The sequence below is a fragment of the Rhizobium cerradonense genome (genome assembly GCF_030182455.1).
Taxonomy (GTDB): Bacteria; Pseudomonadota; Alphaproteobacteria; order Rhizobiales; family Rhizobiaceae; genus Rhizobium.
In genome coordinates this window covers 503,002-517,229 of sequence record NZ_JAQJCK010000002.1, presented here as the reverse complement: position 1 = coordinate 517,229, position 14,228 = coordinate 503,002, and the positions used below count along the sequence as shown (strand labels likewise).

The following is a 14,228-nucleotide window of genomic DNA, read 5'->3' as shown; positions in this document are numbered from 1 at the left end:
GAGAATGTTGATACCAACCTCTAATTCGAATCTGAATTCAACAGCTTGCCTGTCGCTTCGGAATCGACCTCGAAAGCCTTTGATATTGAACATCAAAGGCGCGGATCGTCGGCCAGCAAAGCCCAGCGTTCATGATCGCACCAGACGCCGCCGATCCTCAGATATTTGGGTGAGAATCCTTCCTTACGGAAGCCAAGCCTTTGCACCAACGCAATAGAGGCATGGTTCGCGGGCTGAATATTGGCCTCCAGCCGATGCAAGCCGATATCGTCGAAACCATGGGCGACCGCCAGCCGCAATGCCTCGGTCATGAAACCCTGGCCGGCAAAGGCCACCATGCCGTGATAGCCGAGAAAGGCGCTGCGGAAACCGCCCCATACCATCTGGCTGATATTGACCACGCCGATGATACCGCCCGAACCGGCATCGCGCGCGACGAGGCCGATATTGGATCCCGTAACGGTCTGCCCGAACCAGGCATCGAAGCCATCGCGATCCACAAAGGGATAGGCCCATGGTGCATGGTATGCGCGGCTCTCGACATTCGCCGCGATCAGTTCGCCGGCGTCGGACTGCCTGACTGGTGCGATAGTGACTTGCGGCATGGCTCGCTCCCCGAACGGATAAGGCAGCGAGGCATATCAAATCTATCCTAAATTCAACAGCTTCAACGCATAAACGGAATCATTTTCCGAACCGCTTCATAACGAAGATAAAGCCCACCCCAGGCGATGATGCCGAGATAAAGACCGAACAGCAGGTGCGTGAACACGGGGCTGCCCACTCTCAGATGCGTCACCATCGCCCCACCAAGCAGGCCGGTGAGGAGGATCGCCCCGAGGACAGATGTCGCCGGAATGGCATAGAGCACAGCGCAGAGGAGCGTGATCGCGCCAAGCAGCCGCGCCAAAGCCGGATCGGCGGAATAGCCGAGCGCCGCCATGGTCTCCGTAACCACAGGCAAAGGAATGAGCTTGATCGCGCCGTCGAAAACAAGAAAGGCGATAACCAAGCCGCTGAGGATCATGCCGGCCACACGCTGCACCCGCGAGCTGGATGGTGATTCCATTTCATAGAACATTACTCTATCCCCCGGAATTGAATCAGGAATTCAGATCTTCGCCGCCAGCGCCGTCTGTTGATCGGTGCACTAGCCCGTTTGAAACAGCCTGATCGGCCTGTGCCTCAAGGACGCTGACAGCAGCCTCCTTCCGACATGGAAGAGCGGATTTTTCTGATTATTTTGCAGTTGCCGGAGCAGGCACGGCCAGGCGGTCGAGCTGATGACGGATATGGGCGGCTTCTGCGGGCGATCGGGCAAGCGCGATTGCACGGTCGAAGGCCAAATGCGCCTCGTGCGACCGGCCCAACTGCGCAAGCAGACCGCCCCGAAGCCCGTGAAAGTAAAAATAGCAATCGAGTTTGTCCGCCAGTGCCTCGACCAGTGCCAACGCCTCCTCTGGCCCTTTAAGCTTGGCGATGGCGACTGCGCGGTTCAGCGAGACAACCGGCGACGGATTCAACCGCTCCAGCGTCTGATAGAGCAGATCGATCTCCGCCCAATCCGTATCCTCGGCCCGCTTGGCGCGCGAATGCAGCGCGGCAATGGCGGCCTGAACCTGATAGGGGCCGGGTCGGCGATGGCGGATTGCCTTGTCGAGCAAGGCAAGCGCCTCGTCGATCAATGTGCGGCTCCAGAGCGACCGGTCCTGATCCTCCAGCAGGATGATCTGGCCGTCTGCATCGAAACGGGCGGCATTCCGCGATTGTTGCAGCAGCATCAGCGCCAGCAGACCCATGATCTCGGGTTCCGCCGGAAAGATGCGCAGCAACAGCCGCCCCAACCGGATCGCCTCATCGGCAAAGGCAGACGCTTCGCGGCCCGGCCCACCGGCGGAGTAACCCTCGTTGTAGATGAGATAGATCATGGCGCTGACGAGCGCCACGCGCTCGGCCCGCTCGACCGCACCCGGCGTCTCGAAAGGTACACCGGCGGCCGCAACACGCGCTTTGGCGCGGGTAATACGCTGCTCCATCGCACTTTCGCTGACGAGAAAGGCACGGGCGATCTGGGCCACCGTAAGACCGGAGACGACGCGCAGCGCCAGCGCGATCTGTTGCGTCGCCGGCAGATCCGGATGACAGCAGATGAACAGCAACCGCAGAATATCGTCACGATAGTTGGAGCCGTCTAGCCGCTCAGCGAGATCGCTTTCGGCGTCACCGGTATCAGAGATCACCTCCTCGTCCGGCAAGCCTTGCGTCTTCGACTGTTTGCGCACCGCGTCGATGCCGCTATTGCGGCCGACGAAGATCAGCCAGGCGACGGGATCACGCGGCGGCCCCTTATCCGGCCATGTCTTCAATGCTCTGAGGCAAGCTTCCTGAAACGCCTCTTCGGCAATATCGAGATTGCGGAAGTATCGCAGCAGCGCACCGAGCACCTGCGGCCGGGCGTTGGTGAATGCGATATCGATCCAGGCGAGGTCCGTCATGTTGCGATCGTCCCCGGTTTAAAGACATAAAGCGGACGAATTTCATAAGAGCCGGCGCCCGGGTTGGCGACGGCGAGTTTCTTTGAAAATTCAATCGCCTCGTCGAGTGTCTCAAAGTCGATGACATAAAAGCCGAGCAATTGTTCCTTCGTTTCCGCGAAGGGCCCATCGATGACGAGCGGCTCGTTCTTGCCCTTGCGCAGTGTCGTTGCCGCCGTCGTCGGCATCAGACGGGCGACCGGACCGAGCTTGCCGGCTTCGCCAAGCGGCGCCTGCACCGCCCGCAACCGGTCCATCGTCGCCTGTTCTTCTTCCTTGGTCCAGGAAAACACGGCGTCTTCGTCGTTGTAGCATAGGATCGCATAGAGCATGAGGACCTCCTTCTCATGTAAGACGAGGGAGTATCGCCCGCGCCGACAAGCCGCGTCAAAAATTATCGCGGCAAAAAACTATGCATCGCCGCGCCGGATCGTCAGCGTCCCCGCTTGTGCATCGAGAATGGCCGCTGCGCCGATCGGTACGTTCAGCGGGCTATGCCCGTGCCCAAGCGGCAGGCCGCCGAGGACCGGCACGCCGAGCGTATCGAGATGCTCGCGCAGGATATCGATGACGGAGAAGCGGCGATCGAATTCGAAGCCGGTGAACTGACCGATCGCGATGCCTGCCAGGTCGTTCAAATGCCCTGCCTTGCGCAACATCGTCAGTTGTCGGTCCACCTGTCCGCGGTGCATGTTGACAGCTTCGAGCAACAGGATGGCGCCGTGCAAATCCGGCAAGGCCCAGCCGGCCGCAGTTGCGACCATATCGAGATTGCCGCCGATCAATCGTCCGGTGACCGCTCCCTCGGTCGTCAAGGCCGACGTGGGTTCGTGCGGGCGCGAGCGGATGACGATATCCTCTGAAGTCATCACCAACAGGCGAAGGGAATCGCTGGTTTCGACGCTGACATCCTGCTCGTCGCCATGAATGAAAAGCGCACCATGCACACCAACCTGCCGGCAGTGCTTCCACAGGCTGAGATGCAGTATGGTGATATCGCTGAAACCGACGAGAAACTTCGGATCACGCCGCGCTGCGTCGAAATCCAGGCGGTCGGCGATGCGGTAAGAGCCCTTGCCGCCGCGCGTGGTAAAGATCGCCCGGACCTCGGGATCACGGAGCGCCGCATTGAAATCCGTGAGCCGCTCCTCATCCGTTCCGGCAAGATAGTCGCGCTTACAAAATGCATGCTCGCCGAAATCGACTTCGAGCCCCCAGCCCCTCAGCGTCTCGGCCTGCCTCAAAACGAGATCCCTGTCGGGCGGGCTTGCGGGCGAAACAAAACGGATTTTATCGCCGGGCCGGAGTAGCGGCGGCGTCAGAACGTGATCGATTTCGGCGCGATTAGGTGATTCCATGCCTGGATTTTGCCACGGAACGATGACCGGCGTCAGCCTTCGGTCCCGCGTTTACGCAGCCGCCTCGATTGCGACCGGAATTCCCCTCTTCAGCGAATTGCTGACCATGCACCGGGCCTTGGCCTCGTCGATAACCGGCTGCGGATTGGAACCGTCAAGCATCTCGCATGACACCGTCAGTGTCGCAGCTTTGGTAAATGACAGATCGCTTTCCAAGTCGACACGCACGGAGATCGCGATTTTTCTCAACTCGACACCCATATCGGCGGCGATGTACTGCAGGTCGTTGTAGAAACACCCGCCGATCGCCAATCCCAATAATTGGGCGCCGTTGAAGCCGAGCCCCTGCCCGCCGGCACGACCTGGCGGACGGTCGACGACGACGGTATGGCCGCCGGCCCAGCCCAATGCCGCCTGCGTATCCTCCACATTGCGCAATTCAACGGTCACGGACACCATGGCCGATCTCCTCATTCGTCAGTAAGACGAATGATTGCGCGATTAACGCAGCGATGGAGTCAAGAGATTAACCCCTTTGGAGGCCTGCTCCGCGGCATTCGCGGATGCCTGCGCATGCTGCCGGGCCGACGCCTTGCCTTCCCATAATGGCAATCCGAGGGACGCCGATACGGTTGGATCGGCAGTAAAGACCGGATAACCCCGCTCCATCAACCGCAGCAAAATTTCCCGATCCCTTTGAATGTGCAGCCGGGCCAGATTTGCCTGGTTGTAGATGTGCCCGCCGGAATCCGGGTTGATGCCGGTAATAATCACCGCGGTAGCGCCGTTATAGAGGGCGAAAAGTACCGCATTGATGCCGTTCGAACATTTATCGTCCGCACCCAGTTCGCTGCATTTGACCCCGCCGACGCGGTCGAGAAGCGCCATGCGCTTGTAGCGATCGACGATTTCAAGATTGTCGTAGCGATAGTCGAAGGCCTTCAGCCTTTTCTCCAGCCGCTCGAGGCCCTTTCGCCAAAGCAGAATGTAAAGCTTCTTTGTCCGCTGGCCGTTGAGGACGCGGCGGACTTCGACGGCATTCGTATTCGTTCCCTCGATCTGGTTGAATTGAACGAAGGTAACGTCTGGCACGTCGATGCCCCATGCCCTTGTGACGACCTGCGAGCCATTGATGGTGATGACCTTGAAGGTCCCGTCGAAATCCGCGGGCTTATGCGACACCGGCGCCGATCCGACCACGAGAACGGGTCCGGAAAACGGCTCGATAAGCGTCGGAGGTTTCGGCCGGCAAAGCCAGTATTTGACGCTTCGATAAAAATGTCGCTTCAATTCCGTAGGATTAACAGTCATGCCTCGCCTTGATGTTCCCAAAGGGCTTTCATCGAAAAACAGTCGAATCCAACCCCATTTCGGCAGCGGACTGCCGACCCATTCGCGCGGTGCACTATCGCTGCTTCGACTTACATTAGGAAAATAAAAATATCTTACATAATCAAACCTTAGGTGATCCATCGGCCGCTTTTACAGCGCTCACCTCGTACTCAATGTGCGCGCCACCGCGTCTTTCCATCCCTTGAGCTTTGCGCTTCGCGTTTTCTCGTCCATATCCGGCTCGAAGCGCCGGTCGCGGGCCCAGGCCTTGGCAAAGCTCTGACGGTCCGGCCAGACGCCGGCGCGGCTGCCGGCAAGCCAGGCGGCGCCAAGTGCGGTGGTTTCCAGGATGATGGGACGGTCGACCGGCGCGTCGAGCAGGTCGGCGAGCCGTTGCATCGTCCAGTTAGAAGCGACCATGCCACCGTCGACTCGCAGCACCGTCTCCCGGCCACTGCCATTGCGCCAATCCTTGTGCATGGCGTCCAGCAGGTCGCGCGACTGGTAGCAGACCGCCTCCAGCGCGGCGCGGACGATTTCCGCCGGGCCGGTATTGCGCGTCAACCCAAAGATCGCGCCGCGAGCATCCGGATCCCAATGCGGCGCGCCGAGACCGGTGAAGGCCGGCACGAGATAGACCTCCTGCATCGGATCGGCCTTTTCCGCCCAACCATCGGAATCGGCGGCGTGCTTGATCGCCTTCAGTCCGTCGCGCAGCCATTGCACGGCCGCTCCCGCGATGAAGATCGAGCCTTCCAGCGCATAGGTCGTTTCACCGTTCAAGCGATAGGCGATGGTGGTCAGCAGGCGGTTTTTCGAACGCACCATGTCCGTGCCGGTATTGAGCAGCGCGAAGCAGCCGGTGCCGTAAGTGGATTTCATCATGCCGCGCTCGAAGCAGGCCTGGCCGATGGTCGCCGCCTGCTGATCGCCGGCGACGCCGAGAATGGGGATTGCCGCTCCGAAGAGCGCTTGATCGGTGACGCCGAAATCGGCCGCGCAGTCTTTCACCTCCGGCAGCATCGCCGCGGGAACGCGCAGGATCTCAAGCAGGTCCTCGTCCCATTCATTTTTGCCGATATTGTACATCAACGTCCGCGAGGCATTCGTCGCATCGGTGACGAAACTCTTGCCGCCGGTCAGGCGCCAGATCAGGAAGGTGTCGATGGTGCCGAAGCAGAGTTCGCCCTTGGCGGCGCGCGCGCGGGCGCCCTTCACATTGGCAAGCATCCACGAAAGCTTCGTGCCGGAGAAATAGGGATCGAGCAGCAGTCCGGTATGGCGGGTGAAGAGCTTTTCCAGATCCTGCCGCTTCAGCTTCTCGCAATAGCTCGCGGTACGGCGGTCCTGCCAGACGATGGCATTGTGGATCGGCTTGCCGGTCGCACGGTCCCACACCACGACGGTTTCGCGCTGGTTGGTGATGCCGAGAGCGGCGATGTCCTTCGCGGTGATGCCGGCAGCCTCGATCGCCTTCTTGACAGTCGAAACGACGGAAGCCCAGATTTCCTCCGGATCATGCTCGACCCAACCCGGTTGCGGATAGTGCTGCGTGAACTCCTTCTGGTCGACACCGGCAATCTTCATGTCACCGTCAAAAACGATAGCCCGCGTCGACGTTGTCCCCTGGTCGATCGCCAAGACATAACCGCTCATGCATTCCTCCCGGATTGTTCCCATCTCGAAACAACAGATACGGCAGCAAAACGAATGTGAAAAGAAAGCAAAACGAAATTTTTGCCGAAAATTCTTTATTCCAGCTCGCGAATATATGAAGCGAACTGTCGCAAAAGAGTCTTGCTGCGGTGCGATTGCCATGTCCGGCGATTTGGGACTAACCTCAAAGCCGCTATTGCGCTGCAACAACAGCCGCGCCGTCCAAGGAGAAAATCATGGCAAGAACAGTCGTTGTCACCGGTTCTACAAGCGGTATCGGCCTCGCCATCGCGACCGCTTTCGCTGCGAAAGGTGAAAACATCGTCCTCAACGGCTTCGGAAAGCCCGAAGAGATCGACGCGATCAGAAACAGGCTCGAAGTCTCGGGCGGCGGCAAGGTAATCTATCATCCGGCCGACATGACCAAGCCCGCCGAAATCGCCGACCTGATCGCGACCGCCAATTCGACCTTCGGCAGCGTCGACGTCCTCGTCAACAATGCCGGCGTCCAGCATGTGGAAAAGATCGAGGACTTTCCGCTCGAGAAGTGGGACCAGATCATTGCAATCAACCTGTCGAGCTCGTTCCACACGATGCGCGCCGCCATTCCGCTGATGAAGGGAAAGAAATACGGCCGCATCATCAACATCGCCTCGGCCCACGCCCTCGTCGCCTCACCCTTCAAGTCCGCCTATGTCGCGGCAAAACATGGTATTATGGGTTTGACCAAGACTGCGGCACTGGAGCTTGCCGAATTCGGCGTCACCGTCAACGCCATCTGCCCCGGCTATGTCCTGACCCCTCTTGTCGAAAAGCAGATCCCGGATACGGCCAAGGCGCGCGGCATGACTGAAGAGCAGGTCAAGAACGAGGTCATCCTCAAGGCGCAGCCCACGCATGAATTCGTCAAGGCCGAAGAGATCGCGTCATTGTCGATCTATCTTGCCAGCGACGATGCACGTCAGGTCACCGGCACGCACGTCTCGATTGACGGTGGCTGGACTGCGGAATAACCATACAAGGTTAGGGCCGGATGCGCTGGGGCGTGTCCGGCTCTAGAAGACCAAAATAATTGGGAACGACATGAACGACAGCATCCGCTTTATCCTCAACGGCGAGGATATTTCACTTTCCAGCCTGCGCCCGACTGAGACGCTCCTCGACTTCCTGCGTCTCAACCGGCACTTGACGGGCACGAAAGAGGGATGCGCGGAAGGCGATTGCGGCGCCTGCACCGTACTGGTCGGTCGGCTGATCGACGGCGGATTGCGCTACGAGTCGGTCAATGCCTGCATCCGTTTCGTCGGATCGCTGCATGCCACCCATGTGGTCACGGTCGAACATCTGGCCGCCAAGGATGGCACGCTGCATCCGGTGCAACAGGCCATGGTCGACTGTCATGGCTCGCAATGCGGTTTCTGCACGCCGGGTTTCGTCATGTCGCTTTACGGCCTGTGGCTTTCAACCGAAAATCCGAGCCGGGCACAGATCGAAAAAGCCCTGCAGGGCAATCTCTGTCGCTGCACCGGTTACGAGCCGATCGTCAAGGCCGCCGAACAGGTGAGCCAGACGCGCCCGAGCGCCCTGTTCGATCCTCTTGAAAAGACCAGAGCCGACATCATCGCCCGTCTCTGGGCCATGCAGGGCGGCGATACCATCACCGTTACCTCGGGCGAGGATCGCCTGATCGTGCCGGGCTCAGTCGCAGCGCTTGCGCAAGTGTTGGCCGACGAGCCGAAAGCGACCGTCGTTGCCGGCTCTACCGATGTCGGCCTCTGGGTCACCAAGCTGATGCGCAAGCTCGACCCCGTCGTCTTCATCAACCATCTGACCGACTTGCAGAAGATTATCGTGGAAGACACCGGCCTGACTATCGGTGCCGGCGTCACCTACAGCCAGGCGTTTGCAGCCATGGCCGAAAAGATCCCGGCAGTCGCGAGCCTGATCGACCGCATCGGCGGCGAGCAGGTACGCAACATGGGCACGATCGGCGGTAACATCGCCAACGGCTCTCCCATCGGCGACACGCCGCCACCGCTGATCGCGCTCGGCGCGACCGTGAAACTGCGTTCCATTACCGGCGCCCGCACCTTGCCGCTGGAAGACTTTTTCATCGATTACGGTAAGCAGGACCGCAATCCCGGTGAATTCGTCGAAAGCGTCTTCGTGCCTTACCCAGCCGAAGGCACTCATTTCGCCGTCTACAAGATCTCCAAACGCCGCGATGAGGATATTTCTGCCCTCTGTGGCGCTTTCCATTTGGCGTTGGATGCGGGCGGCAACGTCGCCGATATCCGCATTGCCTTCGGCGGCATGGCCGGCACACCGAAGCGCGCCCGCACGGTCGAAGCCGAACTGATTGGCAAGCCTTGGACGGAGACGACGGTCGAATCCGCCCGCGCCGCCTTCGATGCTGACTACACTCCGCTCACCGATTGGCGCGCCACCGCCGAATACCGGCAGTTGACTGCCAAGAACCTGCTCATCCGCTTCTATCTCGAAACGGCCGGTGCGCCGCAGGAATTGAAGCGTTTCGTAACGGTGGAGGCTTAACCATGGACAAATCCACCTTTGAAGAACGCAAGGTCATCAACGGCTCGATGCATGCTTCCCTGAAGCACGACTCGGCGCACAAGCACGTGACGGGCGCCGCCGACTATATCGACGACCTGCCGGAACCTGCGGGTCTGCTGCATGGCGCACTCGGCCTTTCCGACCGCGCCCATGCGGACATCGCCGGCATTGATCTCTCCGCCGTGAAAGCCTATCCGGGCGTCGTCTGGGTATTCACCGCCAAGGATATTCCCGGCGTGAACGACACGAGCTCCAACGGCATGCATGACGAGCCGCTGCTCGCCGACACCAAGGTCGAGTTTCACGGCCAGCCGATCTTCGCTGTCATCGCCGAAACCCGCGATGCGGCCCGCCGCGCCGCGCGCCTTGCCAAGATCGACTATCGCGATCTGCCCCATTGGAGTGACATCGACGGCGCGCTCGCCAATGGCGCGCCGTTGGTCTACGAACCGATGACGCTGAAGCGCGGCGAGCCGGAAACCGAGATGGCGAACGCCAAGCACCGCATCAAGGCGCAGATGCGCATCGGCGGCCAAGAGCATTTCTATCTCGAAAGCCACATCGCCATGGCGATCCCCGGCGAAGACGACGAAGTCGCCGTCTGGTCGTCCACCCAGCATCCGAGCGAGATCCAGCACATCGTCGGCCATGTGCTCAACATTCCGTCCAATGCCGTCACCGTCAATGTGCGTCGCATGGGCGGCGGCTTCGGCGGCAAGGAGACACAGGGCAACCAATTTGCCGCGCTCGCCGCCGTCGCCGCCAAGAAGCTTGGCCGCGCCATCAAATTCCGCCCCGATCGCGACGAAGACATGGCCGCCACCGGCAAGCGCCATGACTTCCTGGTCGATTACGAAATCGGCTTCGACGATGACGGCCGCATCCACGCTGTCGACGCGACCTATGCCGCCCGCTGTGGCTTCTCCTCCGACCTCTCCGGGCCGGTCACCGACCGCGCGTTGTTCCATGCGGATTCGAGCTATTTCTACCCGCATGTGCATCTCGTATCGAAACCGCTGAAGACGCACACTGTTTCCAATACCGCCTTCCGCGGCTTCGGCGGCCCGCAGGGTATGGTCGGCGGCGAGCGCTTCATCGAAGAGATCGCCTATGCGCTGGGCAAGGACCCGCTGGAAATCCGCCGTCAGAATTTCTATGGCCAGCCGGGCTCCGGCCGGACGTTGACGCCCTATCACCAGGAGGTGGAGGACAACATCATCCACCGCATCGTCGACGAATTGGAAGAATCCTCCGACTACCAGGCGCGGCGCAATGGCATCATCGAATTTAACCGCTCCAGCCGCTTTATCCGCAAAGGCATTGCGCTGACACCGGTGAAATTCGGCATCTCCTTCACCATGACCGCCTTCAACCAGGCCGGCGCGCTGGTGCACATCTACCAGGACGGCTCGATCCACCTGAACCATGGCGGCACCGAGATGGGCCAGGGCCTCTACACCAAAGTGGCGCAGGTGCTGGCCGACAGTTTCCAGGTCGATATCGACCGGGTGAAGATCACGGCCACCACCACGGGTAAGGTACCGAATACGTCGGCGACCGCGGCCTCTTCCGGCTCCGATCTCAACGGCATGGCAGCCTTCGACGCCGCTCGCCAGATCAAGGAGCGGCTTGTTGCCTTCGCTGCCGAAAAATGGGGCGTCGCTGCCGAAGAAATACAGTTCCTGCCGAACCGGGTGCGGGTCGGCGACATGGAAATTCCTTTCCCGGATTTCATCAAACAAGCCTATTTCGCTCGGGTGCAGCTTTCCGCCGCCGGCTTCTACAAGACGCCGAAAATCCATTGGGACCGCAAGGCAGGACGCGGCACGCCATTCTATTACTTCTCCTATGGCGCCGCCTGCTCGGAAGTCTCGATCGACACGCTGACCGGCGAATATCTGATCGACCGCACCGATATCCTCCATGATGTCGGCCGGTCGCTAAACCCGGCGATCGATATCGGTCAGGTCGAAGGCGCCTTCGTGCAGGGCATGGGCTGGCTGACGACCGAAGAACTTTGGTGGGACAATAAGGGACGGCTGCGCACGCATGCGCCTTCGACCTACAAGATCCCGCTCGCCTCCGACCGGCCGAAGATCTTCAACGTCCACCTTGCCGAATGGTCCGAAAATGCCGAGGCAACCATCGGCCGCTCCAAGGCGGTCGGCGAGCCGCCCTTCATGCTCAGCATCTCGGTACTCGAGGCCCTGTCCATGGCCGTCGCAAGCGTCGCGGACTACCGCGTCTGCCCGCGGCTCGACGCGCCGGCAACGCCGGAACGGGTGCTGATGGCGGTCGAGCGGCTGAAAGGGATGTGACGATGGCTGTCCGCGAAGTGCTTTCCGGTGTCATACCCAGGAGCGACTTCCGCGCATTTCTCGCGACACGCCCCTCCTCCATACTCATCGAGATCATCGGAACGCAGGGCTCAACGCCACGCGAGGCCGGAACCTTCATGCTCGTTTCCGAAAACGCCATCTGGGGCACGATCGGTGGCGGGCAGTTCGAATTTCTGGCGATCCAGAACGCCCGGGATTTACTGGCCGGCAATGGCGCGGAGGTGATGGACATACCGCTCGGGCCGGAAATCGGCCAATGCTGCGGCGGTCGCACGCAACTGCGCTTTCAGAAGATGACGACGCGATTGCTCGAAGAGCTTGAAGCCAAGCGGGCGACCGAAGCGGAACACCGACCGGAGACCTATTTGTTTGGTGCAGGCCATGTCGGGCACGCTCTGGCCGCCGCGCTCGCCCCCCTGCCCCTTTCCGTAACGGTGATCGAGACCCGTAAGGAGGAACTGACAAACCTGCCGGCGGAGACGAAGACCGTGCTTTCACCAATGCCGGAAGCGCTGGTGCAGGAGATTCCCGCAGGCTCAGCCATCGTCATCCTGACCCATGATCACGCTCTCGATTTCCTGATCGCCAAGGAAGCGCTCGCCCGCACCGATCTCGCCTATGTCGGCATGATCGGCTCGGCGACCAAGCGCGCGACCTTCTCCCACTGGCTGACTCGCGAGGGCGGCGACAAGGCCTTGCTCGATCGGCTGACGCTGCCGATCGGCGGCGCTGCCGTGAAGGACAAGCGCCCGGAGGTTATCGCCGCCATGACGGCCGCCGAGCTGCTGACGGCCTTCGCGGCCTACGCCATCCGATCATCTTCGTAACGCGGCTCGCGCCCGTCGAGAAACCCGAGGTCGCGCTTGAGCCGATCGGGCATCTCGTCCAGATCCAGCCGGGACGAAGGCTCCATGCCCCCTGTGAAGACCTGCGCCAATGTTTCCAACATACGGGCCAAGGCTGACGGCCGGGCATTCATCTCTTCGACGGCATAGCAATCCATGACGATACCTCAAATCAATCGATGATGTGGATTGCAGTTTGCCGCCGAAAATGCTGAAATTCCAATCGAACAACCGTCTGTATGCATCAAGAGAACTTATCCATGAAACTGTCGAAACGGTTTCCGCTGAATGCACTGCGCGTCTTCGAGGCCGCCGCCCGGCACGGCAGTTTCACGCGCGCCGGCGCTGAACTCGGCATGACGCAGACGGCCGTCAGTTATCAGATCAAGCTTCTGGAAGAGAATGTCGGCGAGCCGCTGTTCCTGCGGCGGACGCGCCAGATCGAGTTGACTGAAGCCGGCGGGCGATTGGCGCCGAAGGTGACCGAAGCCTTCAGCATGCTGCAGGAGGCCATGGCTTCGGTCAGCGGCGATGCCGAAACCACTCTCCTCATTCATTCGACACCGACCTTCGCCTCGCAATGGCTTGCACGCCATATCGGCTCATTTCAACTGCAACATCCAAATGTCGCGGTACGGCTCGCCACATCGGACGCGCTCATCGATTTTTCCCGTGAGCCTTCCGACATCGCCATTCGCAACGGGCGGGGAACTTGGCCGGGGCTGCGGGCGCATTTGTTGATGAAAATGAACTTCACGCCGATGCTGAGCCCAGCGCTGGCAGCCAGCATCGGCGGCGTCCACACGCCGGCCGATCTTCTCAAACTTCGGATTATCGATGCCGGTGATCCCTGGTGGGCACAATGGTTCGAAGCGGCTGGAGTTCCAGATCCCGGCCTGCAAGGCCGACCGAGAAGCAGGCTTGGGGCGCAATCCTTCGAGGCAAGCGCCGCCATCGCGGGACAAGGCGTCGCCGTGCTGACCCCTGAATTCTATGCCGACGACCTAGCAGCCGGCCGGCTTGTCCAGCCCTTCGATATCCTTTGCAACGACGGCTCGAACTACTGGCTTGCCTATCCCGAAAACAGACGGCATACGCCAAGAATCCGGGTTTTCCGGAATTGGATACTCGGCGAGTTCGGCATGCCGTTGGAGTGAGTGCTGCTCAATAGGCCATATCTGGCGCATAGAAGCAGCGCGGCGTGTTCTCGTCTGGGAAAAGACAGAGGTGGTAGGCCCCATCCGGCGAACGCATCGTCTTGCGCTGTGGCAGCGTGAAGATATGCGCATGCGTCACATAGCGATGATCGCCGGGATAGAGCGTAATCCGATAGCCGCCCGGGATAACGGTAACCGTGCGCGAGGGGATCATCTCGCAATCACCGGTCTTGCTGTCGCCGTTGCAACAATAAGGATCGTAGGACCAGCCGGAGGGCGCATCATGCGCCATGGCGGAAGTTGCAAGAAGGAATAGTGCAAACGCCAGTATACCACGCATGGGCAAATCTCCGACGATGCGGCGAACCAGGGGCTCCGCTGCCCACCGATCGCCGACGACGCTGAAAAAAGCGTCCAATTTTGATCTATCGCG

The 14,228-nt window shown here is 60.4% G+C and carries 15 protein-coding genes; 5 read left to right on the top strand and 10 right to left on the bottom strand.

What is annotated here, in order from left to right; genetic code table 11:
* Positions 1-92: 92 nt before the first annotated feature.
* From PH547_RS06675 to glpK, 8 genes are all read right to left on the bottom strand, one after another.
* Positions 93-605 carry a GNAT family N-acetyltransferase gene (locus PH547_RS06675; RefSeq protein ID WP_104823819.1) on the bottom strand — a complete coding sequence of 171 codons (513 nt, stop codon included), beginning with the start codon at positions 603-605 and terminating at the stop codon, positions 93-95.
* Positions 606-667: 62 nt separating this feature from the next.
* Complete coding sequence (locus PH547_RS06670; protein ID WP_104823820.1) at positions 668-1,081, bottom strand: DoxX family protein; 414 nt, start codon at positions 1,079-1,081, stop codon at positions 668-670.
* 157 nt (positions 1,082-1,238) lie between these two features.
* Entirely contained in the window at positions 1,239-2,495 is a 1,257-nt protein-coding gene (locus PH547_RS06665; protein WP_104823821.1) for an RNA polymerase sigma factor, read from the bottom strand.
* Positions 2,492-2,866, bottom strand: a complete 375-nt coding sequence (locus tag PH547_RS06660; RefSeq protein WP_104823822.1) for a YciI family protein — start codon at positions 2,864-2,866, stop codon at positions 2,492-2,494. Before PH547_RS06660 ends, PH547_RS06665 begins: the two co-directional genes overlap by 4 nt.
* Positions 2,867-2,944: 78 nt before the next feature.
* Entirely contained in the window at positions 2,945-3,892 is a 948-nt protein-coding gene (locus PH547_RS06655) for a S66 peptidase family protein (RefSeq protein WP_285167838.1), read from the bottom strand.
* Positions 3,893-3,943: 51 nt separating this feature from the next.
* The gene (locus PH547_RS06650; RefSeq protein WP_104823824.1) at positions 3,944-4,351 is read right to left on the bottom strand and encodes an OsmC family protein; all 408 of its coding nucleotides are present in this window, start codon (positions 4,349-4,351) and stop codon (positions 3,944-3,946) included.
* Positions 4,352-4,393: 42 nt separating this feature from the next.
* Positions 4,394-5,203 carry a membrane-anchored protein gene (locus tag PH547_RS06645; RefSeq protein WP_285167837.1) on the bottom strand — a complete coding sequence of 270 codons (810 nt, stop codon included), beginning with the start codon at positions 5,201-5,203 and terminating at the stop codon, positions 4,394-4,396.
* A 180-nt stretch (positions 5,204-5,383) separates the two neighbouring features.
* Positions 5,384-6,880, bottom strand: a complete 1,497-nt coding sequence (gene glpK / locus PH547_RS06640) for a glycerol kinase GlpK (protein ID WP_104823826.1) — start codon at positions 6,878-6,880, stop codon at positions 5,384-5,386.
* Between the two features lie 236 nt (positions 6,881-7,116).
* On the opposite strand from glpK, the gene PH547_RS06635 reads away from it, so the two are divergent.
* The 4 genes from PH547_RS06635 to xdhC all read left to right on the top strand — a co-directional run bounded on the left by PH547_RS06635 (position 7,117) and on the right by xdhC (position 12,620).
* On the top strand, positions 7,117-7,893 hold the full coding sequence (locus PH547_RS06635) for a 3-hydroxybutyrate dehydrogenase (protein ID WP_104823827.1): 777 nt from the start codon (positions 7,117-7,119) through the stop codon (positions 7,891-7,893).
* A gap of 70 nt (positions 7,894-7,963) precedes the next feature.
* On the top strand, positions 7,964-9,433 hold the full coding sequence (gene xdhA, locus PH547_RS06630) for a xanthine dehydrogenase small subunit (RefSeq protein ID WP_104823828.1): 1,470 nt from the start codon (positions 7,964-7,966) through the stop codon (positions 9,431-9,433).
* A 2-nt stretch (positions 9,434-9,435) separates the two neighbouring features.
* On the top strand, positions 9,436-11,772 hold the full coding sequence (gene xdhB / locus PH547_RS06625; RefSeq protein ID WP_104823829.1) for a xanthine dehydrogenase molybdopterin binding subunit: 2,337 nt from the start codon (positions 9,436-9,438) through the stop codon (positions 11,770-11,772).
* 2 nt (positions 11,773-11,774) lie between these two features.
* The gene (gene xdhC, locus PH547_RS06620; RefSeq protein ID WP_104823830.1) at positions 11,775-12,620 is read left to right on the top strand and encodes a xanthine dehydrogenase accessory protein XdhC; all 846 of its coding nucleotides are present in this window, start codon (positions 11,775-11,777) and stop codon (positions 12,618-12,620) included.
* Here the strand turns inward: xdhC and PH547_RS06615 are convergent.
* Positions 12,596-12,796 carry a hypothetical protein gene (locus PH547_RS06615; protein WP_104823831.1) on the bottom strand — a complete coding sequence of 67 codons (201 nt, stop codon included), beginning with the start codon at positions 12,794-12,796 and terminating at the stop codon, positions 12,596-12,598. The genes xdhC and PH547_RS06615 overlap by 25 nt on opposite strands.
* Positions 12,797-12,877: 81 nt before the next feature.
* Between PH547_RS06615 and PH547_RS06610 the strand changes: the two genes are divergently transcribed.
* Positions 12,878-13,795, top strand: a complete 918-nt coding sequence (locus tag PH547_RS06610; RefSeq protein WP_104823832.1) for a LysR substrate-binding domain-containing protein — start codon at positions 12,878-12,880, stop codon at positions 13,793-13,795.
* Positions 13,796-13,802: 7 nt separating this feature from the next.
* Here the strand turns inward: PH547_RS06610 and PH547_RS06605 are convergent, their stop codons facing one another.
* Positions 13,803-14,135, bottom strand: coding sequence for a hypothetical protein (locus PH547_RS06605; protein WP_104825168.1), 333 nt, complete (start codon positions 14,133-14,135; stop codon positions 13,803-13,805).
* Positions 14,136-14,228 lie beyond the last annotated feature (93 nt).